20 protein-coding genes are annotated in these 20306 nt (G+C 61.6%); 9 read left to right on the top strand and 11 right to left on the bottom strand.

Annotated elements, in window-relative coordinates:
* Nucleotides 1-205 precede the first annotated feature (205 nt).
* Genes BFP92_RS06390 through BFP92_RS06370 form a run of 5 tightly spaced genes read right to left on the bottom strand, consistent with a single transcriptional unit; the run spans nt 206 to nt 3960 of the window.
* On the bottom strand, nt 206-1183 hold the full coding sequence (locus BFP92_RS06390; RefSeq protein WP_065912652.1) for a FecR family protein: 978 nt from the start codon (nt 1181-1183) through the stop codon (nt 206-208).
* A complete protein-coding gene (locus tag BFP92_RS06385) occupies nt 1180-1758 on the bottom strand; it encodes an RNA polymerase sigma factor (RefSeq protein ID WP_065912650.1) in 579 nt (192 codons plus the stop codon). The genes BFP92_RS06390 and BFP92_RS06385 overlap by 4 nt, the downstream gene beginning before the upstream one ends.
* A gap of 7 nt (nt 1759-1765) precedes the next feature.
* Nucleotides 1766-2092, bottom strand: coding sequence for a DUF3325 domain-containing protein (locus BFP92_RS06380; RefSeq protein ID WP_065912648.1), 327 nt, complete (start codon nt 2090-2092; stop codon nt 1766-1768).
* Nucleotides 2093-3661 (bottom strand): PepSY-associated TM helix domain-containing protein, encoded by a 1569-nt coding sequence (locus tag BFP92_RS06375; protein WP_065912646.1) that lies wholly within the window; start codon nt 3659-3661, stop codon nt 2093-2095.
* Nucleotides 3658-3960: a DUF3649 domain-containing protein gene (locus tag BFP92_RS06370; protein ID WP_065912644.1), complete on the bottom strand. Its 303-nt coding sequence runs from the start codon at nt 3958-3960 to the stop codon at nt 3658-3660. The genes BFP92_RS06375 and BFP92_RS06370 overlap by 4 nt, the downstream gene beginning before the upstream one ends.
* Nucleotides 3961-4131: 171 nt before the next feature.
* On the opposite strand from BFP92_RS06370, the gene BFP92_RS06365 reads away from it, so the two are divergent.
* From BFP92_RS06365 to fecA, 3 genes are all read left to right on the top strand, one after another.
* Nucleotides 4132-4620, top strand: coding sequence for a sigma-70 family RNA polymerase sigma factor (locus BFP92_RS06365; RefSeq protein ID WP_065929279.1), 489 nt, complete (start codon nt 4132-4134; stop codon nt 4618-4620).
* Nucleotides 4617-5558, top strand: a complete 942-nt coding sequence (locus BFP92_RS06360; protein ID WP_065912643.1) for a FecR domain-containing protein — start codon at nt 4617-4619, stop codon at nt 5556-5558. The genes BFP92_RS06365 and BFP92_RS06360 overlap by 4 nt, the downstream gene beginning before the upstream one ends.
* 90 nt (nt 5559-5648) lie before the next feature.
* On the top strand, nt 5649-7985 hold the full coding sequence (fecA, locus tag BFP92_RS06355) for a TonB-dependent Fe(3+) dicitrate receptor FecA (protein ID WP_065912642.1): 2337 nt from the start codon (nt 5649-5651) through the stop codon (nt 7983-7985).
* Nucleotides 7986-8119: 134 nt separating this feature from the next.
* On the opposite strand, the gene BFP92_RS06350 is transcribed toward fecA, so the two are convergent.
* Nucleotides 8120-8992 carry a LysR family transcriptional regulator gene (locus BFP92_RS06350; protein WP_065912641.1) on the bottom strand — a complete coding sequence of 291 codons (873 nt, stop codon included), beginning with the start codon at nt 8990-8992 and terminating at the stop codon, nt 8120-8122.
* A gap of 105 nt (nt 8993-9097) precedes the next feature.
* Here BFP92_RS06350 and BFP92_RS06345 point away from each other — a divergent pair, with 105 nt between their 5' ends.
* Complete coding sequence (locus tag BFP92_RS06345; RefSeq protein ID WP_065912640.1) at nt 9098-10609, top strand: MFS transporter; 1512 nt, start codon at nt 9098-9100, stop codon at nt 10607-10609.
* Between the two features lie 60 nt (nt 10610-10669).
* Here BFP92_RS06345 and BFP92_RS06340 read toward each other — a convergent pair whose 3' ends face one another.
* Nucleotides 10670-11080 (bottom strand): HPF/RaiA family ribosome-associated protein, encoded by a 411-nt coding sequence (locus BFP92_RS06340; RefSeq protein ID WP_017135168.1) that lies wholly within the window; start codon nt 11078-11080, stop codon nt 10670-10672.
* 212 nt (nt 11081-11292) lie between these two features.
* The gene (locus BFP92_RS06335) at nt 11293-12240 is read right to left on the bottom strand and encodes a LysR substrate-binding domain-containing protein (RefSeq protein WP_017135169.1); all 948 of its coding nucleotides are present in this window, start codon (nt 12238-12240) and stop codon (nt 11293-11295) included.
* Nucleotides 12241-12377: 137 nt separating this feature from the next.
* Here BFP92_RS06335 and BFP92_RS06330 point away from each other — a divergent pair, with 137 nt between their 5' ends.
* The 3 genes from BFP92_RS06330 to BFP92_RS06320 all read left to right on the top strand — a co-directional run bounded on the left by BFP92_RS06330 (nt 12378) and on the right by BFP92_RS06320 (nt 15725).
* Nucleotides 12378-13754: an L-serine ammonia-lyase gene (locus BFP92_RS06330; protein WP_065912639.1), complete on the top strand. Its 1377-nt coding sequence runs from the start codon at nt 12378-12380 to the stop codon at nt 13752-13754.
* Between the two features lie 62 nt (nt 13755-13816).
* Nucleotides 13817-15121, top strand: a complete 1305-nt coding sequence (locus BFP92_RS06325; protein ID WP_065912638.1) for a serine/threonine transporter — start codon at nt 13817-13819, stop codon at nt 15119-15121.
* Nucleotides 15122-15407: 286 nt separating this feature from the next.
* Complete coding sequence (locus BFP92_RS06320; protein WP_058419385.1) at nt 15408-15725, top strand: DUF3509 domain-containing protein; 318 nt, start codon at nt 15408-15410, stop codon at nt 15723-15725.
* Here BFP92_RS06320 and BFP92_RS06315 read toward each other — a convergent pair.
* Nucleotides 15722-16210 carry a phosphate-starvation-inducible protein PsiE gene (locus BFP92_RS06315; RefSeq protein ID WP_065912637.1) on the bottom strand — a complete coding sequence of 163 codons (489 nt, stop codon included), beginning with the start codon at nt 16208-16210 and terminating at the stop codon, nt 15722-15724. The genes BFP92_RS06320 and BFP92_RS06315 overlap by 4 nt on opposite strands.
* A gap of 248 nt (nt 16211-16458) precedes the next feature.
* Between BFP92_RS06315 and BFP92_RS06310 the strand changes: the two genes are divergently transcribed.
* Complete coding sequence (locus BFP92_RS06310; RefSeq protein ID WP_003188807.1) at nt 16459-16719, top strand: YebG family protein; 261 nt, start codon at nt 16459-16461, stop codon at nt 16717-16719.
* Between the two features lie 55 nt (nt 16720-16774).
* Here BFP92_RS06310 and BFP92_RS06305 read toward each other — a convergent pair whose 3' ends face one another.
* The gene (locus BFP92_RS06305) at nt 16775-17794 is read right to left on the bottom strand and encodes a Glu/Leu/Phe/Val dehydrogenase family protein (RefSeq protein WP_065912635.1); all 1020 of its coding nucleotides are present in this window, start codon (nt 17792-17794) and stop codon (nt 16775-16777) included.
* Nucleotides 17795-17981: 187 nt separating this feature from the next.
* Here BFP92_RS06305 and BFP92_RS06300 point away from each other — a divergent pair, with 187 nt between their 5' ends.
* Nucleotides 17982-18785, top strand: a complete 804-nt coding sequence (locus BFP92_RS06300; RefSeq protein ID WP_065912633.1) for a SirB1 family protein — start codon at nt 17982-17984, stop codon at nt 18783-18785.
* Nucleotides 18786-18805: 20 nt separating this feature from the next.
* Here the strand turns inward: BFP92_RS06300 and BFP92_RS06295 are convergent, their stop codons facing one another.
* Nucleotides 18806-20176, bottom strand: a complete 1371-nt coding sequence (locus BFP92_RS06295; protein ID WP_065912631.1) for an MFS transporter — start codon at nt 20174-20176, stop codon at nt 18806-18808.
* Nucleotides 20177-20306: the final 130 nt, after the last annotated feature.

Raw genomic sequence — 20306 nt, 5'->3', positions numbered from 1 at the left:
GCGATGCCAGTCTTCCTGACCATCTGCTCAGGAATCCGAGGATGATCCTTGGCGCGTGTAACGGTTTGGTGACAGGTTTTGGCAATTAGGATGAAGGTTAAGTGAAGGGTCTACAGGCAGCGTGATACCTGGCCTGTAACTGCCGGCAGGAAATGATCGCGAGGAAAATAGTTGTAAAAGAAGGTGGCCAGCAAACCGCTCGTGTCTAGCGCAACACAATCATGCGGCCCAAAAGTGAGTGCTGTTCAAACCCCAGCACCGCCTGCAGGGCATTCAAAACCGCCACTGGGTCCTTGCTCGGAAAACTGCCGCTGACACGCTTGGCGCCCATCTCATCGTTCAGCAACAGAATGCGCCCCGGATAGTAACGGCTCAGGTCCTTGACCACGTCAGCCAACGGCGCTTTGTAGTAATTGAGCCAACCGTCACGCCAGGCCAGGCGGGATTCACTGTCGACCGCGTGCATCGCTTCGGCCACACCGTCAGCGTAAGCCACTTGCTGGCCTGCGGTCAGAATTTGCTGTTGGCCCTGCCTGGATGGCGTCACGCCAACCCGACCGGACAACACCGTCACCTGCGCGCCAGCCGGTTGCAGGCGCACTTCGAACTGTGTGCCCAACACCCGTGCTTCGCCGCTGCCGGCCTCGACCACAAAGGACTGGCCGGTGTGGGTCACGCTGAAAAAACCGGCACCGCGACGCAGCCGGATATGCCGCTCACCATGGCGGAAATCCACGGCGATGGCGCTGTCGGCATCCAGGGTCACTTGGGACTGGTCGGCCAGGGTCACGGTCTTCACCTCACCCGGCGCGGTCACGTAATCGGCGCCGAAATCATCCACCCAACGCGACGGCTGCCAACCGGCGCCCATCGACACCATCACCAGCAGGCACGCGGCCATGGCCAAGGCGCCAGCCCAGCGCAGGGTGCGCGAACGTTTGGAGCTGTTCATCGCGTTGAGGTAGCCCTGCAAGGCCAGGGCGTCTTCGCCCGCCAGTGTGCGCGCCGGTACTTCACTCAACTCCCACAATACCTGGGCCTGGGAATAGGCCTCGACGTGGGCAGGATCGGCCCGCAACCAGCGGCTGAACGTGGCCTGGTCGCCACTGCTGGGCTGGTCGTGCAACAGGCTCAGCCAGTCGAGCGCGGCCTGTTCCTGGGCGGGCGTGGGGGTGACGTTCACGGTGCTTTCCCTGGCGTGCGTGGGGGCAGTGGTTCGCGAAGGCTGGCCTTGCAGGCTTCGAGGGCACGCATCATATGTTTTTCCACGGCGCTTTGGGACAAGCCCATGGCCCTGGCGATTTCTGCGTACTTGCGGCCATGGATGCGGTTAAGCAAAAAAATCTGCCGTGTGCGCTCCGGCAGGCTGCGCAAGGCGGCTTCGACATGGCGCAGATCATTGCCCGCTTCGAGCGCCGCCTGGGGTTCGCAGCCCTGATGGTCCTGTTGCTCCGGCAGCCAGCCTTCGTTGCTGCGCACGCGGGCGCCTTCGCTGCGCAAATGGTCGATGGCAATGTTGCCGGCACAGCGCAGCAAGTAAGTGCTGAGTTCTTCGACCTGCACCAGCGGGCGGCGCCAGAAGCGCAGGAATAAATCCTGTACCAAATCAGCCGCCGTGGCGCGACACCCCACTCGGCGACTGACCAGGGCTTCCATTTGCGAACGCTGGGACAAAAACACCTGCAAAAAATGCGCACGCCCACCGGCCGCATCGGTGTGCGGGCTGTCCTGGGATTCGGGTGGCGTGCTGATCATCATCACAGGCTCAAAATAAGGCGAAGGCCGCGACAGGGCTGGCCAGCAGGCCGGCGCCCGCCAGGATCAAGGCCAGCCTTGGCCGATACGGCAACAGCAACACCAGCACCAGCGCGCTGAGCATCAACACCGCGCACCATTCCACCAACCCTTGGGCCCAGCCTGAAACGGCGACGGCGGGCCAGATCGACACGCTCAGCAACAACCAACCGGCCATGCGCAGGCTTGAACGCCGCGCGGGCGACGGCTTGCTGTGCAGCAACTCGCCGTGATGGCGGTCGGTGGCCAGGCACAACGCGGTAAACCCGGCGTAACACATCAACAGCGCGAGCAGCATTCAGTGCGCCTCCTGCTTTAGCGCCATTGCGCGCACGCGTTCGGCCTTGGGTTGCGTGCGGTGTTGCATTTTCCACGCCGTCCAGGTGAGGAACAGGCCACTGGCCAGGCAGGTCAGGTCGAAGCCGGCCATGGCCCAGTCACCCTTGGCCAATGACGTGCCCAAGTGCTGTGAGGTGGTCAGCGCGTTGAGCAGTGGAATCACCACAAACAGCAGCGCAGCGAAGCTCAGTTGCTCGACCCAAGCCTGGCGACCACGGCGCAATACGGCGTGCAGCAGGCTCAGGCCCCAGACGATAAAGAAGGTTTGTATTTCCCAATCGGAACGTTCGGCGAAGCTCACCGGCAACAGTCGGTTGGCCCAGAAAAACGCCGCGATGGCGATCATCAAGCCAGACATGCTGGCAATGTTGAGCACTTCCACCAGCCGCAGTTCAAACGGCATTAGGCCGGTTTTAGCGTGCTTGAGCTGGCGCTTGCCCAGCCAGATCACCAGGCCGGTGCCGATCATCGCCGTGCCCGCCAGGCCGCAGATAAAGTACAGCCAGCGCAGCACCGGGCCGGCGAAATGGCCCATGTGCAGGCCATAGAAACTGCCGCCAATCGCCGCCGGCAGCGATTGTTCGCCACTGACCCGCAGCAACTCGCCGGTGGTGCCGTTGAATGACACGCTGCTGCCAAAGTCATGCACCACGCGGTCGGAGCCGGCGCGCACCACATTGACCGAGGCGTTCACATCGCCAGGGTTGTTGACCACCAAACGGCCCACATGCCCACCGTCCCATTGCGTGCGCGCCTGCTCATACATCGGCCATAACGCCAGCAACTTGCCCGGCTGGCCGAGCGCCGGTGCATTGTCAGTATTGGGGAACACTTCATTAAAGAACGCGCGGCTATCGTTGCCGTACGAGGCGAGGATCGGCGCGGGCATCACCATGCTCATGAAGATCACCAGGCTGCTGTAGGTGATCATCAGGTGAAACGGCAGCACCAGCACACCCACCGCGTTATGCCCGTCGAGCCAGGAACGCTGGCCCTTGCGCGGGCGGAAGGTGAAGAAGTCCTTGAAGATTTTCTTGTGGGTGATGATCCCCGTGATCAGCGCGACGAACATCACCATGGCGGCGATGGTCGACAGCCAGCGGCCCCACGGGTAAGGCATTTGCAGCTGGAAGTGGAAGCGGTAGAAAAAATCGCCGCCCATGCTTTCTCGGGCCTGGACGGGCTCAGCAGTGACGGGATCGAGGACTTTCTGGATGAAGTTGCCGCGTTTGCCGGGGTCGATCTTGTCTTGCCACATCACCGACAGGCCAGGGTCACGGCTGTTGGGCAGGGTGATAAACCAGCGCGCGGCGTTGGGCGCCTGTTGCTGCAAATAGGTTTGCGCAGCAGCAAGGCTGCGCGCTTCGTCCAAGGGATATGCCTGCACTTCGGGCTGCATCCAGTGGGTAATTTCGTCCTTGAAATAGGCCAGGGTACCGGTCAGGAATATCGCAAACAGCAGCCAGCCGAAGATCAAGCCGGCCCAGGTGTGCAACCAGGCCATCGCCTGGCGAAAGCCCTCTTTCATGTGCGTGCCATCCAAAAACCTACGCCCGCCAGGGTGGCAAACAACGCGCTGGGCAGCATCACGCCAAACCAGGCGCGCGAGGCTGTGCGGCAAGCGAAGCACCAGATGACGGCCAGCAGATAGAACACAAACGAACTCATCATCCCGGTGATCACTGCATCGGCGCGCGAGGTAGGCATCCACAGCGCCAGGCACACGGCGGCCAGGGACGCCATCAGATAGCCGCCGACCACGGCAGCCAGCGCACGCGAAGTGACGGCGAGGCGGTAGGTGACGGGCAGTGAGGGTTTGCTGTTCATGCGGGAGACGCCAGATTCATCAGTGCGCAATATTAATGATAAATATTCTCATAAGCAAAAGAGAACGGATGAATCACCTGCCCGCATGGATTGCCGAATGCGTATCACGCCCCTTACAATGCGAACAATTCTTGTTCTCTAAAGTACATTGATACTTTCGGAGTGAACGCGTTGCAGCCGTCCAACACCGTCGAAGTCCTGTACCACGACCATCACCTCTGGCTTACCGGCTGGTTGCGACGCAAGCTCGGCTGCCCGCAAAGCGCGGCGGACCTGGCGCAAGACACCTTCATCCGTGTGCTCACCGCCCGCGAAGCCCCCACGCTGATCGAACCGCGTGCCTTCCTCACCACCATAGCCAAGCGCGTGCTGTGCAACTTCTACCGCCGCCAGGACCTGGAACGCGCTTACCTCGACGCCCTAGCGCAGATGCCCGAACACGTGGCGCCCTCGGAAGAAGAGCGCGCCATCATCCTGCAAACCCTGGTGGAGCTGGACCAACTGCTCGACGGCCTGGGCGTGCAGGTCAAGCGCGCCTTCCTGCTGGCCCAGCTCGACGGCCTGACCTACGCACAAATCGGCGCCGAACTGGGCATCTCCATCGCCACGGTCAAGCGCCACCTGAATAAAGCAGCCATGCGCTGCTACTTCGCCCTATGAACTTTTCCACGCAAGTGGCCGAACAGGCCGTGCACTGGCTGATGGAAATGCAGCAAGGCGCGCTTACCCCACGCCAGCAAGCGGCGTGGCAGCACTGGCTGAATGCCCACAGTGAACATCAGCGCGCGTGGGACCATATACAGCGTGTCAACCAGCGCCTGCGGGGCATGCCCTCGCCTCTCGCTCACGCGACGCTGAACGCGCCGCAATCGAGCAGCCGCCGCCAGGCCCTGAAGCTGTTGCTGATTCTGGGCGTGGGTTCGGCGGCCGCCTGGGGTTTGCGCCAACAGCATATTTTGCCGCCGCTGAGCGCCGACTACCGCAGCCCTATCGGCGAGCGTCGCAAGGTGCAACTGGCCGATGGCAGCCAGTTGCAGCTCAATACCGGCAGTGCGGTGGATGTGCATTTTGATCGGCAGCAGCGCCTGATTCGCGTGCTCGAAGGCGAGATCCTGTTGACTGCACGCGCAGGCGATACGCCGCTGCGCGTACTCACCGGCCAGGGTTTGCTCAGCAGCCAGGCCGCCCGGCTGAACGTGCGCCAGTTCAACGACCACACCCAACTGGCGGTGTTCGACGGCCACGTCGAGGTAATGCCCAACAGCTACAGCGGTTTGCCGTTGACGGTCGAGGCCGCGCGCCAGGTCAATTTTACCCGCAAAGGTTGGGACACACCGCGCCCGACCGACGCCAACAGCGGCGCGTGGGCCGACGGCATGCTGGTGGCGGCGCATATGCGCCTGGAAGATTTCCTTACCGAGCTTGGCCGTTATCGTCGCGGCCAACTCAACTGCGACCCGCAAGTGGCGAACCTGCTGTTGTCCGGCAGTTATCCGCTGGCCGACAGCGAGCGCATTCTCGACCTGCTGGAAGTCAGCCTGCCGGTCAAAGTGCGGCGTTTTACCCGTTACTGGGTGACGGTCCAGGCACGCGCCTGAAATTTTTTCGATAACAGTGAGCCGTTTTCCACACCTCGCGTGACAGAGAAGGAAAGCCACCTTGATCCTTCCTTCTCAGGACCGCACGTCATGCCCCAGCAGCCGACCCTTCTCGCCCGCACCTTGCGCCATCTGTTACTCGGCGCCAGCCTCAGTTTCACCGTACTGCCTCAGGTGATGGCGGCAGAGGCCAAGCCGTATCACATCGCACCGGCCTCGCTGGAAGCGGCGCTGAATCAATTTGGTCGCGAAGCCGGCGTGCTGATTTCGTTCGGTTCCCAAGTCACGGCCGGCCTGCAGAGCCGTGGTTTGTCGGGCAATTACAGCGCCGACGAAGGCCTGCAAAAATTGCTGGAAGGCACCGGCCTGCAAGCCCGCGCTGAGGGCGACAAGGCCTACAGCCTGCAACCGGCCGGTGCGCCTGCGACCGTGGAGCTGCAAACCTCCAGCGTGGTCGGCGACTGGCTTGGCGACGCGGCGCAAACCAATGTGTTCGAGCACCCCGGCGCCCGTGACGTGATCCGCCGCGAAGAATTCGAACGCCAAGGCGCCACTCAGGCCCGCGATGTGCTCAACCGCATCCCCGGCGTCAACGCCCCGGAAAACAACGGCACCGGCAGCCATGACATGGCGCTGAACTTTGGTATTCGTGGCCTCAACCCGCGCCTGGCCTCGCGCTCCACCGTGTTGATGGACGGCATTCCGGTGCCTTTCGCGCCCTATGGCCAGCCGCAGCTGTCCTTCGCGCCGATCAGCATGGGCAACATGGACGCAGTCGACGTGGTTCGCGGCGGCGGTGCCGTGCGCTACGGCCCGCAGAACGTCGGCGGCATCGTCAACTTCGTGACCCGCGCAATCCCGGATGCACCGACCGTCAAAGGCGGTTTGCAGACCGAGACCAGCCCGTCCTCCAGCCATGACGGCTTCAAGACCACCGGCAACCTGCTGGCTGGCGGCACTGCCGACAACGGCCTGGGTGGCGCAATCCTGTACTCCGGCACCCGTGGCGGCGACTGGCGCGAAAACAGCAACACGCGCATCGACGACCTGATCCTCAAGGGCAAATACCAGCTGGACGACGCCAACAGCTTCAACGCCATGGCGCAGTACTACGAAGGCCAGGCCGATATGCCCGGCGGCTTGAACGTCAAGGACTACAAGGCTGACCCGTACCAGTCCACCCGTCCTTACGACAAGTTCTGGGGCCGCCGCACCATGTTCAACGCCGGCTACCGCTACCAGGAAGATCGCCGCGAATTTACCGCCAACACTTTCTTCACCACCACCTTGCGTAATGGCTACCTGGACCAGGGCAACTTCCTGTCGTTGTCCCCGCGCGAATACTGGGTACGCGGCCTGGAAACACGCTTCGCCCAAGGTTTCGACCTCGGCCCCACCAGCCATGAAGTGGGCGTCGGCTACCGCTATATCAGCGAAGCCGGCCACGAGATGCGCTACCGCACGCCGATCAGCGCCAACCAGCAACTGCCCGACACCAACAGCCGCAACGACCGCGACACCCGTGGCGCCACCGAAGCCAACGCGTTCTTCATCGATGACCGTATTGATATCGGCAAGTGGACCATCACGCCGGGCGTGCGCTACGAGATGATCGAATCCCAACAGACCAACAACCTGAGCAACGTCAAATACAAAGGCGACTACAACACCGCGCTGCCGGCGTTGAACGTGCTCTATCACCTCACCGAAGACTGGAACCTCTACGCCAACACCGAAGGTTCATTCGGCAGCGTGCAATACAGCCAGATGCCCAACCGCGTGAGCAGCGGCGAAGTGAAACCGGAAAAAGCCCGCACCTGGGAACTCGGCACGCGCTACGACAACGGCAACCTGCGTGCGGAAATCGGCGCGTTCCTGATCAACTTCGACAACCAGTACGACAGCAACCAGACCAACGACACCGTGATCGCCCGTGGCGAAACGCGCCACCAGGGTATCGAGTCGAGCATCAACTACGCCCTCGACGGCTTGAGCCCGGCGCTTGCGGGCTTTGACGTGTACGCCACCTACGCCTATGTGGACGCGACCATCCGCGAAGACGGCCCAAACAAAGGCAACCGTGTGCCCTTCTCGTCCAAGCACAAAGGCACCCTGGGCGTGGGTTACACCGAAGGCCGCTGGAAGCTCAACCTCGACAGCAGCTACCAGAGCAGCCAGTTCGCCGACAACGCCAACACCCAGGCGGAAACCGCCGACGGCGCCAACGGGCGTATCCCAGGCTACATGCTGTTCAGCAGCCGCGCGGCGTATGACTTCGGCCCGCAACTGCAAGACTTGAATGTGGCAGTCGGGGTGAAAAACATCTTTAACAAGCAGTACTTCACCCGCTCGTTCGACGACAACAACAAAGGCAAATACGTGGGGGAACCGCGCACGGTGTACGTGCAGACCTCCATCGCGTTTTAGGTACCGGCGAGGCTGCGAAGGCGGCGGCACAGGCGAGATATAAGTTGCCTGACCCACCGCTTTCACAGCCTCGCTAAAGCTCGACAGCTCCCACAGGGGATCGGCTTTGTCGTTTAGATCTACGTGGGCCGGCTCTAACTGCCTGCCAGGCAACTCGGGGTGCCGGCCACCAAGGCGTCGATGGCACAGCGCGTCTTGGCCGGCATGTGTGCGGCCGTCGGCCAGATCACGTGGATTGGCGCAGGCTGGTCGCGGTGGTTCGGCAGTACCGCTTCCAGTTGCCCGCGCAGCACGTAATGCGCAATCAACCAACTCGGCAACCAGGCCAGGCCCACGCCCGCAATAGCGGCATCGGCCACGGCCTGGAGGTCGTCGAGCATCAACAGCGAAGGCACACCGGGGCGCTGGGAGGTATTGCAACGGTAGGCAATGCCTCGGTGGGCGGCGAGGTCGTCGATCGCGTTGATTGGCCCGACCCGCTGCAAATAGGCCGGCGAAGCAGCCAGGCCAACCGCTTGTTCGCCCAGGCGACGCGCACTCAGGCGGTCAGTGTCCGGCAGCGGGCCAATACGCACGGCCACGTCGAAGCCTTCCTGTGCAAGATCGATCAATCGGTCAGAGAACGAGATCTCGATCTCCAACGCCGGGTAACGGTCCATCAACCCCCACAATGCTGGCGCCGCGTAATGATGGCCGAAAGCCAAAGGCAAGCTCGCCCTTAAACGCCCGCGTGGCTGTTGCCGGCCGCTCTCCAGCACCGATTCGGCAGCTTCCAGCTCTGCCAGCGCACGCAAACAATGTTCGTAGTACGCCTGCCCATCTTCAGTCAGACGCTGGCGGCGGGTGGAACGCTGCAACAGGCGAGTGCCCAAGCGCGCTTCCAGGCGCGCCAAGCCTTTACCCACGGCCGAACGCGTCAGGTTCAGTCGTTCGGCAGCCTCGGTCAGGTTGCCGCTCTCGACGACTTGCAGAAAGAGCTCAACACCATCAAAACGCGCAGTGGCCATGCTTAATTGTCGCCCCTAATTCCCTTATCCAAGGAAAATTTATCACAAATAAAGAATTCTGCTCCCGCGAGAATAGCGCTCTCCCCCAAACAAAAGGAATATCCCATGCCGCCCGCCGCCGCCGTATCCGCCGTCAGTGCCCCGCGCACCGCCAGAGATGGCCTGGCACTCACCGCCGTGTGCCTTGTGGCATTGATGTTCGGCCTGGAGATCTCCAGTGTGCCGGTCATCCTGCCAACCCTGGAACAGCAACTGGGCACCGGTTTTCAGGATGCGCAATGGATCATGAACGCCTACACCCTGGCCTGCACCAGCGTCTTGATGGCGGCGGGTACGTTGGCCGACCGCTTTGGACGGCGGCGCATGCTGGTGGTGTGCCTGTGGCTGTTTGGATTGGCTTCGCTGGCCTGCGGGCTGGCCAACGATGCCTCCACCTTGATCGCGGCGCGCTTCGTTCAAGGCATAGGCGCCGGGGCGATGATGATCTGCCAGTTCGCCATTCTGTCGCACCAGTTCCGCGAACCGGCTGCTCGGGCGCGGGCCTTTGCGATATGGGGCGTGATCGCAGGCGTGGGCCTGGGCTTCGGGCCGATGGTCGGCGCACTGATTCTGGCGGTCGCAGACTGGCGCTGGGTGTTCCTGGTGCATGTGCCGCTCACGCTGCTGACCTTGCTGCTGCTGCGCATCAGCGTGCAGGAATCCCGCGACCCGGCCGGCCATCGGCTGGATATCGCCGGCATGCTGACCTTGACGCTGTCGGTGTTCGCCTTGGTGTATTTCATTACTCAGGGCAGCGAAAACGGCTTCGGCAGCCCGGCGATGCTCGGCTGGGCCGGTTTGTCGCTGGTCGGACTGCTGCTGTTCGTCGTGGTTGAGCGACGCAGCCCGCACCCGATGTTCGATTTTTCGGTGTTCCGCATCCAGCGCTTCAACGGCGCGCTGATGGGTTCGATCGGCATGAATTTCAGTTTCTGGCCCTTCATGATCTACCTGCCACTCTACTTCCAGGCCGGCCTGGGCTACGACACGCTGACCACCGGCGCGGCCTTGCTGGCTTATACGCTGCCGACCTTGCTGGTGCCGCCGCTGGCGGAACGCCTGGCCCTGCGCTACGGCGCCGAACGTATTATCCCGCTGGGCCTGGGTTTGATGGGTGCAGGGTTTATCAGCATGGCGGCAGTCAATGGCGCGCAGCAGCCGAGTATCGTCTGGGTGCTGTTCAGTTGCGTGTTAGCAGGCGTGGGACTGGCGCTGACCAACTCACCGACCACCAACACCACCACCGGCGCCGTGTCGGCTGACCGTGCGGGCATGGCCTCGGGTATCGATCTCAGCGCGCGACTGATCACCTTGGCCCTCAACATCGCGTTGATGGGGCTGGTGCTGCTGCTAGGCATTGGCCATCACCTCTCCAGCCTGCTGCCTGCCACCACGGCGCTGGATTGGCCGACTATCAGCCAGAACATTGCGGCCGGCAAGCTGGACGCGCTGGTGCTGGCGCCTGCAGATGCCCAGGCCGCACTGCGCCACGGCGCCGGCTGGGCCATGTTGTTTGCCGGTGTTGGCGCGTGTGGGCTAGCGATCTTGAGCCGGTACTTTTTCCAGCAGCGACCCTGAACGAAAACGGGCCTGCAGATGCAGGCCCGTTTTATTTGGGGTTGAAAAAACACTCAGCTATCAGCTATTAAGCGCAGCCTGTTCGTTTTCCAGAAATTCCTCTTCCAGCTCGGCCTCGTCAGCCTTGGTATCCGGCAAGCTCTGCCCTGCGGCGCGTGGTTTGCCGCGCAGTTTGCCGTACAGATGTTCCAGCGCATGTTCAAGCTTGGTCGCCGCGCCATCGATCGCCTGTTCCAGCGTATCGGCCTTGTGCAGGACCGACAGCGGTTGATGGCCCTTTGGCCGTGCTTCCAGACGGCAACTCAGATCGTGGGGGCCGGGCTTATCGCCGTTTTCATCCTTCAGGTAGACCTCAACGCGGGTCAGGTCTTCTTCATAACGTTCGAGCGTGCTCTCAATGGTAGTTCGTACCCACTCCTCCAGTCGGATGCTGCTTTCAATATGGTTATCGCTATTGACTTGGATTTGCATAGTTCTTCCCTTATTTCAGCTAGCTCGCGAGAGGTCACAACTGCGACACCGGGGTGGTGAAACCATGACCTCTTGATTACACAATTGGGCACCGCGCAGAACATTTCAACCCCTTTGCAAAGATAAATCCCACATTACAAATTAACCCTGACGACGAGCAAAAACGCTGTTAGGGTGGGGAGTTAGTTACATCTTATTACGCCCAGCCAACCTTATAATTGCCCCTCTCCCAACGGGTGCAATCCGCGAAAAATCCCCGCTTCCTCTACCAGCCAGTCATGCACCGCACGCACCCCGGGATGGCTCAACGCGCCCGGCGCATACAGCAACACATAACGTTTGTGGTTGGGCACGGCCAGGCCGAAGGGCACGATCAAGGTGCCGCGCTCCAGTTCATCGTTAAGCAAGGTGCGCCGCGCAATCGCCACGCCCATCCCCGCGATGGCGGCCTCGATGGTCAGGTGGTTGCGGTTGAAGGTGTGGCCGCGGCGCACGTCGGCGTCGTGGTAGCCGATAGCATTCAGATAAAACTCCCACTCGGCGTACTCATAACTCCCACGCCAGGCGGTGATGTCGTGCAACAGCGGGAAATGCACCAGGTCCGCCGGGCCATGCAGCGGCGGCCTCCCGCGCAGCAGGCTCGGCGCGCACACCGGAAAGATCTGTTCATCGAGCAGGGCTGTGGATAACAGGCCGGGGTAGCTGCCGTCGTTCAGGTCGATGGCCAGGTCGAAGTCGCCCTCGTGCAAGGCGATGCTGCTGTCTTCGGCGACCATGCGCAGTTGGATATCCGGAAAGCGCTGCTGCAACCGCGGTAAACGCGGGGTCAGCCACTTGCCGAGAAACGACGGGATCGAGCGCAAGCGCAAAGTGCCGCTGATCATCCCCGCGTCCAGCCGCTGCAATTCCGCGTCAATGCTGCCGTAGGCCTCGCCCACGGTCGCCGCCAGCCTTTGCCCTTCGGCACTCAGCTCCACGCCACGGGCACGCCGATGAAACAGCCGAAAGCCCAGGCGCTCTTCCAACTGGCGAATTTGCTGGCTCACCGCCCCCGGCGTGATGTGCAGTTCTTCGGCGCAGCGGGTAAACGACAAATGCCGCGCGGCGCAGGAAAACACGTGCAGCCAGACATAGGTCTGGCCATGGAGAGGGCGAGTCATAGCGTTTAGTCCTGCTAAAGGGTGTCTTAGGATAATTCGTTGGTCAGTGCCGATCCAGAGGCTCAGTATCGCGCCAATTCCGCCTGCTCTACAAAACATGGCAGCGATTTCTACTCCATTGCTTGTAAGGCTTTAGCATGGCTATCAGTGTTTTCGATCTATTCAAAGTGGGCATCGGCCCGTCCAGCTCCCATACCGTCGGCCCGATGCGCGCAGCGGCGACCTTCGCCCAAGCCCTGACCGACCAACAATTGCTGGCCGATACGCGACGTATCGAAGTGCGCCTGTACGGCTCGCTGTCCGCCACTGGTGTGGGCCACGCCACCGACCGCGCCAGCGTGATGGGGCTGATGGGCGAATGGCCAGACACGGTCGACCCCACGTCGATCAATGCACGCATTCAGCAGTTGCGCGAATCCGGCCGATTGCTGCTCGCAGGCGCGCAGGACATTGCCTTCAACTGGCACACCGACCTCCTGCTGCTCGACGAAAGCCTGCCCTACCACCCCAATGCCATGTCCCTGCACGCCTATGGCGAAACCGGCCTGCTGAGCGAACAGACCTATTACTCGGTCGGCGGCGGTTTCATCATCGAAGCGGCCGAAGCCGCCTCGGGCATTGCGCCTGCCAGCGACGTCGAATTGCCCTACGACTTTTCCAGCGCCGTCGAACTGCTGGCCTTGTGCAACAAGCACGGCCTGCGGGTTTCCGAGCTGATGATGGCCAATGAACGCGCTTGGCGCTGCGACGAAGAAATCCGCAGCGGCCTGCTGCATATCTGGTCGGTGATGCGCGAGTGCGTGGAGCAAGGCTTGCGCGATGAAGGCATCTTGCCAGGCGGCCTCGACGTGCCACGCCGTGCGGCGAAATTGCACCGCAGCCTGCTGGAAATCGGCAAACCCAACGTGATCACCTCCACTTTGTCGGCGATGGAATGGGTCAACCTGTTCGCCCTCGCCGTCAACGAAGAAAACGCCGCCGGCGGGCGCATGGTCACCGCGCCGACCAATGGCGCAGCAGGGATCATCCCGGCCGTGCTGCATTACTACATGAAGTTCAACGCCGATGCGTCGGATGACGATGTGGTCAATTTCTTCCTGGCGGCTGCTGCCGTGGGCATTCTCTGCAAGAAGAACGCTTCGATCTCCGGCGCCGAAGTCGGCTGCCAGGGCGAAGTGGGCTCGGCCTGTGCCATGGCCGCTGCCGGCTTGGCCGACATCCTCGGTGCCACACCGGAGCAACTGGAAAACGCTGCTGAAATCGGCCTGGAACACAACCTCGGCCTGACCTGCGACCCGGTCGGCGGCCTGGTGCAAGTACCGTGCATCGAGCGCAACGCCATCGCGGCGGTCAAGGCGATCAACGCCACGCAAATGGCCCTGCGCGGTGACGGCAAGCACTTCATTTCTCTCGACCGGGTGATCCGCACCATGCGCGATACCGGCGCCGACATGCATGACAAATACAAAGAAACTTCACGGGGCGGCCTGGCGGTCAGCTGGGTGGAGTGCTGATCGGAGCACGCCTACCCGCCCCCTACGTGAGCCCGCGCAAAAATAATAACGAGGCAATATCGATGACTGATGTACGTACACCTGCCGCTGAAAACCCTGCTGTTGCTGTAGATAACGCTGTAGACAACACTGTCACCACCGGCTGGACCAAACACGACACCACCTGGATGCTTGGCCTCTACGGCACGGCCATTGGCGCCGGCACCTTGTTCCTGCCGATCAACGCCGGCGTTGGCGGCTTCTGGCCGCTGATCGTGCTGGCGTTGCTGGCCTTCCCCATGACCTTCTTTGCTCACCGTGGGCTGACGCGCTTTGTGCTGTCGGGCAAATCCGGTGACATCACCGAAGTGGTCGAAGAACACTTCGGCGTCGGCGCGGGCAAGCTGATCACGCTGCTGTACTTTTTCGCGATTTTCCCGATCCTGCTGGTCTACAGCGTGGCGCTGACCAACACCCTCAGCAGCTTCATGGAACACCAACTGCACCTGGCCCCGCCGCCCCGGGCGATCCTGTCGCTGGTGCTGATCCTCGGCCTGATGGCCATTGTGCGCTGCGGCCAGGGCGTGATCGTCAAAGCCATGAGCGTACTGGTGTACCCCTTCGTCGCCGCCCTGCTGTTGCTGGCCGTAAGCCTGATCCCCAACTGGAACGGCGCGTTCTTCGCTTCCGCCAGCGAAGGCATGCCATTGCCGATGTTCTTCAAGACGCTGTGGCTGGCGATCCCGGTGATGGTGTTCTCCTTCAACCACTCGCCGATCATTTCCGCCTTTGCCGTCGACCAGAAGCGCGTCTACGGCCCACAGGCCGAGCGCAAAAGCAGCGGTATCCTCGCCACCGCCCACGGCATGATGGTGCTGACGGTGATGTTCTTCTGCTTCAGCTGCGTGCTGGCCCTGTCGCCGGCTGACCTGGCGGCCGCCAAGGCGCAGAACATTTCGATCCTGTCGTACCTCGCCAACCACTTCCAGACGCCCGTGATTGCCTACGCCGCGCCGTTGATCGCGCTGGTGGCCATCACCAAGTCCTTTCTCGGCCACTACATCGGCGCCAGCGAAGGCTTCCAGGGTTTGATCGTCAAATCCCTGCGTGGGCGTAACCGTTCGATGTCATCCAAAGGGTTGGAACGCTGCACCGCGCTGTTCATGGTGCTGACCTGCTGGGCCGTGGCGACCTTCAACCCAAGCATCCTGGGCATGATCGAAACCCTGGGCGGGCCAATCATCGCGTGCCTGCTGTTCCTGATGCCGATGTACGCGATCCGCCGCGTGCCTTCTCTGCGCCAGTATTCGGGCCAGGTGTCGAATGTGTTTGTGGTGCTGATCGGGTTGATTGCGCTGTCTGCGATCGTTTTTTCGGTTTTGCCCTGAAATCGAACACACCCCATGACAAATGTAGGAGCGGGCTTGCTCGCGAATGCGGTCATTCAGCTAAGTATTTATTGGCTGACACACCGCATTCGCGAGCAAGCCCGCTCCCACATGGGTATTGCAGCGCCTGGTAGAGCGCTATACGGCACGCCCCTTGCTGTACAGCTAACGAGGCAAACGGACCTTGTGAACCCTCAGCGACGGAGTGGCCGGTGGTCAGGCAATGCGAACTTAACCCGACACCGGTCGTCAATGACTGCATGTTCTTATCAGGCGGTAACGCACCATGGACAATCCTTTTCAGATCATCACTGACACCTTCACGCCCACCTACCGCGTCAACCTGAGCATCCAACGGCTCGACGGCAGCATCATGCTCACCCTCTCGGACGAGACGGGGGTGGTGGCCAAACGCATGATCAGCGCCGAACAACGCAACGACCCGGAGCGGCTCAAGCGCCTGGTGCAGAGCATTCAATTCGGCATCGCCATCGAACAGGGCCACAGCGCCATGGAGATTCTGGCGGTGATGACGGACGGCGACAGCCACAAACTCTTGCAGCCACCGCCCGCCCGCACCCTGCCCTTCAGCGTCGGGCTTTAAAGCTCGCCCTTCTCGGTTTCCAGGCTCGCCTCGCCTTTGCGACGCGGGCCTTCGACCTTCACCGACGGGAACGCCGACGAGGCGTAGCGCACCACCAGAATCGAGAACGCCAGCAACAGAATGCCGCCGCACAGGTAGATGATGCCGATGTCCGGCGGGTTGTGGTGGGAGACGTTGGAGATCAGCAGGCGCGTCAGCGCCGTGATCGCCACGTAGATCAGAAAGCGTACGGGCATGTGGTTGGTCTTGAAATAAATCCCGACCATTGCGCCCAATTCCAGGTAGATGAACAGCAGCAAGATGTCATCGATCTTGATGTGCCCGTTCTCCAGCATCCCCAAAAACTCCATCACCGCCGCCCAGGCTGTTACGGCACCAATGGCGAACAGCGCCAGGTAGTGGAACGTCTCGACGAACAGATTGCCCAGCGACTCGGCCAGCCCATGGACTTGCTGACGCAGCTTTTCGGCCCAGTTGATTTTCACGATGATGCTTCCTTAGGTCGGCTCGACCGGATAATGCGGGGTGGACGTGACGGTTGTTCTGCATGCAGAAAAAAGGCCAGTGGCAGGTATAAGATGGTGGCGGCGTGATATGAGGCACTCCGAACCTGTATTTACGGGCTACATTAAAAAACTGCTACCCAAACCCCGTGGTTTGGCTTACCCTTTTCACTGTATATGAATACAGTAGTCGCAAAAGACAACTATCGTGAAGGCATGTGAGGTGGTGAATGGCCGTCGAAGTGGTATACCGCAGCAGCCGAGATCTGGAGCGTTTGTTCATGGATAAAGCCGAAGCTGACCGTCATGACAAGATGCTTGAACTCGCTGAGTTGCTGGCAGAAGTGTTGCAAAAAGCCGTGCCGTCCCTGAGCGAGCAGCAGGTGGAGGAAGCCGGGATCTACATGGCGAAGAATCGCGATGTGTTTGCCAAGGCGTTCAAGAGCCAGCCGGACGCATTGTCCGAGTTGCTGAACCCGGCGGCAGAATAAAGCCCGAATTGAACAGGCCCTGAATCATTGATTCAGGGCCTTTTTAATGCCTGGGCTATTTGTAGAGCAGGCGTTCGGCCAACTCGTCCGCCACCCGCGCGGGGGAGCGTTTTTCGGCTTGGGCGTGGGCGAAGATTTCGGTGAGGCGCGTGCCGATGTTCGACAGGTGTGCGGTGATGGCGGGCAACTCGGTGCCGGCGTGTTTGAGGGCGACGTAGATCAGGCCGCCGGAGTTGATCACGTAGTCCGGGGCGTAGAGGATACCGCGCCCTTCCAGTTGGTCGGCAATGTCCAGAGTGGTCAATTGCGCGCTGGCGGAACCGGCCACGGCGGCGCAACGCAGTTGGCCGACCGTATGACGGTTGAACACCGCGCCGACACCGCACGGCGCCAGAATGTCACACGGCGTGCTGAGCAACGCATCATTGGCGATGGGGTGTGCACCCAGCTGCTCCATGGCCAGTTGCACCTTGCCGTGGTCGATGTCGCTGACCAGCAGTTCGGCACCCGCCGCGTGCAGTTGTTCGGCCAAAGCAAAACCGACATTGCCCAGGCCCTGGATCGCGATGCGCAGGCCTTCGAGGTTGTCACTGCCCAGGCGTGCCATGGCGGTGGTGCGGATACCGGTGAACACGCCCATGGCGGCATGGGGCGCCGGGTCGCCTGCGGCCGTGGTGCTGGTGACGAAACGGGTGTGTTGGGCGATGCAGTCCATGTCGGCGACAGATGTACCGCTGTCGATCGAGGTGACAAAACGGCCGTCGAGTTTTTCGATACAACGGCCGAAGGCTTCAAACAACGCCGCGCGGCTTTCCACGTGCACGGGGCGGATGATCACCGCCGTGCCGCCGCCCACCGGCAAGCCGGCCAGGGCGGCTTTGTAGCTCATGCCTTGGGCCAGGCGTGCGGCATCGGCCACGGCACTTTCATCGTCTGGGTAAGCAAGATAACGGCAACCGCCCAAGGCAGGGCCGAGGCGGCTGTTGTGGATGGCGATGACGGCCTTCAACCCGGTCACCGGGTCGACGCTCAGGTGCAGCGATTCAAGGCGGGTGCTGTGCATGAGCGCAAACATCAATGGGCTCCCGAATCACTTCTGGTAGAGGCCCCAGTATAGGCTTGCGGTAGAAAACTGCTGAATCACGCTGGAATAAGCCGCCAGGTTTAATAGGCATCAGGACATAAGCCCGCAGGACATTTCCTAAGTTACTGGACGAAAATTCACAGCAAGGCTAAAACGTGGGCATCCGCCGGAGAATGCAATGAATCCCCGCACAGCCTTTTTCGCCTGCCTGGACCGCTCACCGCCTGCGCTGTTTGAAGCCGCGTTGTGGATGGCGGCTGAACACGATCCGAGCGTGCAACCCCTGCTGATCCTGCAAGACCTGACTTTGCTGCAACAACAGATCAGCGTAGGCATGCCCATGCTGCCGGCGGATGAACTCGGCCAGCCGTTGCTGCGGCGCATGAATGACCTGGGGTTTGCCCAGGATGATTCCACACCGCTACGCCCCGCCGCCGCGCTGCTCGACAAGGTACTGCTGCGCAAACGCGGCCAACCCTTGGCCATGGGCCTGATCGCGCTGGAGATGGCGCGGCGCCTGGATATTCCCATGGTGGGGGTTAATTTCCCCGGCCACTTCCTGCTGCGGGTGCCCGGTGCCGACCACCTGTTGGACCCTTGCGGCGGCCGGCGCCTGTACCCCAACGACTGTCGCGAGTTGCTGCACCGCCAGTACGGGCCAAACCTCAAGTTGCAGGCCGAGCACCTGCTCACCGCCGAACCGCGTTCGATCCTGCAACGGCTGTCACGTAACCTGCGCCAACTGCACCTGGCCAATGACCACCCGCTGTCGGCCCTGATCGACGCCGAGCGCGCGCTGGAGTTGGGCAATGCCAGCGCTGCGGATTATCTGGCGCGGGCCAGCCTTTACCAGCGCCTGGACTGCCCGAGTGCCGAGCGCTTTGACCTGGAACATGCCCTGTTGCTCAGCGAAGACCCGATCCAGCGCCTGCGCCTGACCGAGCGGCTGGGGCATTTGCCGCCCAACACCGTGGTGCACTGAAGGGTGGAAGCTGCGTTGAATCAATGATTGGCCGGCGTCTTGAGAATATCGTTATGTAACGGGCCCGGCAGGGCGTTGGAGCCAGGCGAGCGCACCTGAATGATCAACAGCGCCGCAATTACCGCCGGAATCGCGCAGAAGAAGAAAATCTGCTCCACCGGAATATGCATCGCCAGCAACAGGCTGCCGAACAGCGGCCCCAGGATTGAACCGAAGCGCCCCACACCCAAGGCCCAGCCGGTGCCGGTAGCGCGCACGTGTGCCGGGTAGAAATTACTCGCGAAGGCGTTGAGGGTCAGTTGCCCGCCAATAATGCAGAAGCCGGCCGCGAACACGCAGGCCACCAGATAACGCGGGTTGTCGTGATTCAGCCCCAGCAAGATCGTGCACACCGCAGCCGCCGCCAGCACGCCGGAGAGCAACCGCACCTTGCTTTTCAGGCGGTCGGCAAACCACGCCATACCGATGGCGCCCAAGGTGCCGGAAAACAGGAACATTGAGGTCACCAAATTGGCTTCCTTCAACGCCAGGCCGCTTTCCAGCAGCAGCGTCGGCAGCCAGCTGATCATGAAATACAGCAGGATCAGGCTGACAAAAAAGGTCGCCCAAATCAGCAAGGTCGGACGCGCATAGCCGTTGCGAAACAGCTCCACCACCGTAAGTTTGCTGCTCTGCTCGTGAAGGTTCTCTGCCTCGCTCGCCAGCGGCGGCTGCCAGTCGGGCAGCATGCGTGCCGTGACCTTTTGCAACCGCGCATACGGCGGCGCATCCCGCAGCAAACGCGGCAAGGATTCCGGCAGCAACCACACCAGGAAAGGGAACAGCAGCAACGGCGTCACCCCGCCCGCCAGGAAGACCGCCTGCCAGCCGTAACCTTCGATAAACCCCGCCGCCACAAACCCACCCGCCGCGCCACCGAACGAGAAGCCGCAGGCGGCCAGGGTCACCATCAGGGTGCGCATGCGCGGCGGGGAATATTCAGACATCAACGCCATGGCGCTGGGCATCGCGCCACCCATGCCGATGCCGCAGATAAACCGTGCAGCCATCAGGGTGGTCAGGGAATTGGCGAACACCATCAGCACGGTGAGGCTCGCGTAGATCAGCACGCAGGCGAGCAGGATGCGGCGCACGCCGAAGCGGTCGGCCAGCGGCGTCACCAATAACGAGCCCAGGGTCAGGCCCAAGAGGTTGGCGCTGAACACCGGGCCGAACGCGGCTTTTTCCAGCCCCCAATCCTTGGCCAAGGCCGGCACTACGTAGCCCAGCACCTGGGCGTCATAGCCGTCGGTTACCAGCAGCAACGCCAGCAACAGGAGAATCAACCACTGGTAGCGCGACACCGCACGGGCGTCGAGTGCCGCGCGAAAGCTGGCAATCTGATTGTGCATCGCAAGGTACCTGTTATTTTTATAAGGATGACGCGGATCAAACGGTGGGAGCTGGCTTGCCTGCGATGACGGTGTGTCAGTCAGTGCATTATCAACTGATAGACCGCTATCGCAGGCAAGCCAGCTACCA

The sequence above is a fragment of the Pseudomonas sp. 58 R 3 genome (assembly GCF_900006605.1).
GTDB classification, from domain to species: domain Bacteria; phylum Pseudomonadota; class Gammaproteobacteria; order Pseudomonadales; family Pseudomonadaceae; genus Aquipseudomonas; species Aquipseudomonas salomonii.
Note: the sequence above shows the minus strand (reverse complement) of the source record. Positions and strands in the feature narration are given on the sequence as shown.

Excerpts from the sequence above, each read along its gene's own strand:
- BFP92_RS06385 (WP_065912650.1), bottom strand. The coding sequence starts at position 1,758 with ATGATGATCAGCACGCCACCCGAATCCCAGGACAGCCCGCACACCGAT.
- BFP92_RS06380 (WP_065912648.1), bottom strand. The coding sequence starts at position 2,092 with ATGCTGCTCGCGCTGTTGATGTGTTACGCCGGGTTTACCGCGTTGTGC.
- BFP92_RS06375 (WP_065912646.1), bottom strand. The coding sequence starts at position 3,661 with ATGAAAGAGGGCTTTCGCCAGGCGATGGCCTGGTTGCACACCTGGGCC.
- BFP92_RS06370 (WP_065912644.1), bottom strand. The coding sequence starts at position 3,960 with ATGAACAGCAAACCCTCACTGCCCGTCACCTACCGCCTCGCCGTCACT.
- BFP92_RS06360 (WP_065912643.1), top strand. The coding sequence starts at position 4,617 with ATGAACTTTTCCACGCAAGTGGCCGAACAGGCCGTGCACTGGCTGATG.
- fecA (WP_065912642.1), top strand. The coding sequence starts at position 5,649 with ATGCCCCAGCAGCCGACCCTTCTCGCCCGCACCTTGCGCCATCTGTTA.
- BFP92_RS06350 (WP_065912641.1), bottom strand. The coding sequence starts at position 8,992 with ATGGCCACTGCGCGTTTTGATGGTGTTGAGCTCTTTCTGCAAGTCGTC.
- BFP92_RS06345 (WP_065912640.1), top strand. The coding sequence starts at position 9,098 with ATGCCGCCCGCCGCCGCCGTATCCGCCGTCAGTGCCCCGCGCACCGCC.
- BFP92_RS06340 (WP_017135168.1), bottom strand. The coding sequence starts at position 11,080 with ATGCAAATCCAAGTCAATAGCGATAACCATATTGAAAGCAGCATCCGA.
- BFP92_RS06335 (WP_017135169.1), bottom strand. The coding sequence starts at position 12,240 with ATGACTCGCCCTCTCCATGGCCAGACCTATGTCTGGCTGCACGTGTTT.
- BFP92_RS06330 (WP_065912639.1), top strand. The coding sequence starts at position 12,378 with ATGGCTATCAGTGTTTTCGATCTATTCAAAGTGGGCATCGGCCCGTCC.
- BFP92_RS06325 (WP_065912638.1), top strand. The coding sequence starts at position 13,817 with ATGACTGATGTACGTACACCTGCCGCTGAAAACCCTGCTGTTGCTGTA.
- BFP92_RS06320 (WP_058419385.1), top strand. The coding sequence starts at position 15,408 with ATGGACAATCCTTTTCAGATCATCACTGACACCTTCACGCCCACCTAC.
- BFP92_RS06310 (WP_003188807.1), top strand. The coding sequence starts at position 16,459 with ATGGCCGTCGAAGTGGTATACCGCAGCAGCCGAGATCTGGAGCGTTTG.
- BFP92_RS06305 (WP_065912635.1), bottom strand. The coding sequence starts at position 17,794 with ATGTTTGCGCTCATGCACAGCACCCGCCTTGAATCGCTGCACCTGAGC.
- BFP92_RS06300 (WP_065912633.1), top strand. The coding sequence starts at position 17,982 with ATGAATCCCCGCACAGCCTTTTTCGCCTGCCTGGACCGCTCACCGCCT.
- BFP92_RS06295 (WP_065912631.1), bottom strand. The coding sequence starts at position 20,176 with ATGCACAATCAGATTGCCAGCTTTCGCGCGGCACTCGACGCCCGTGCG.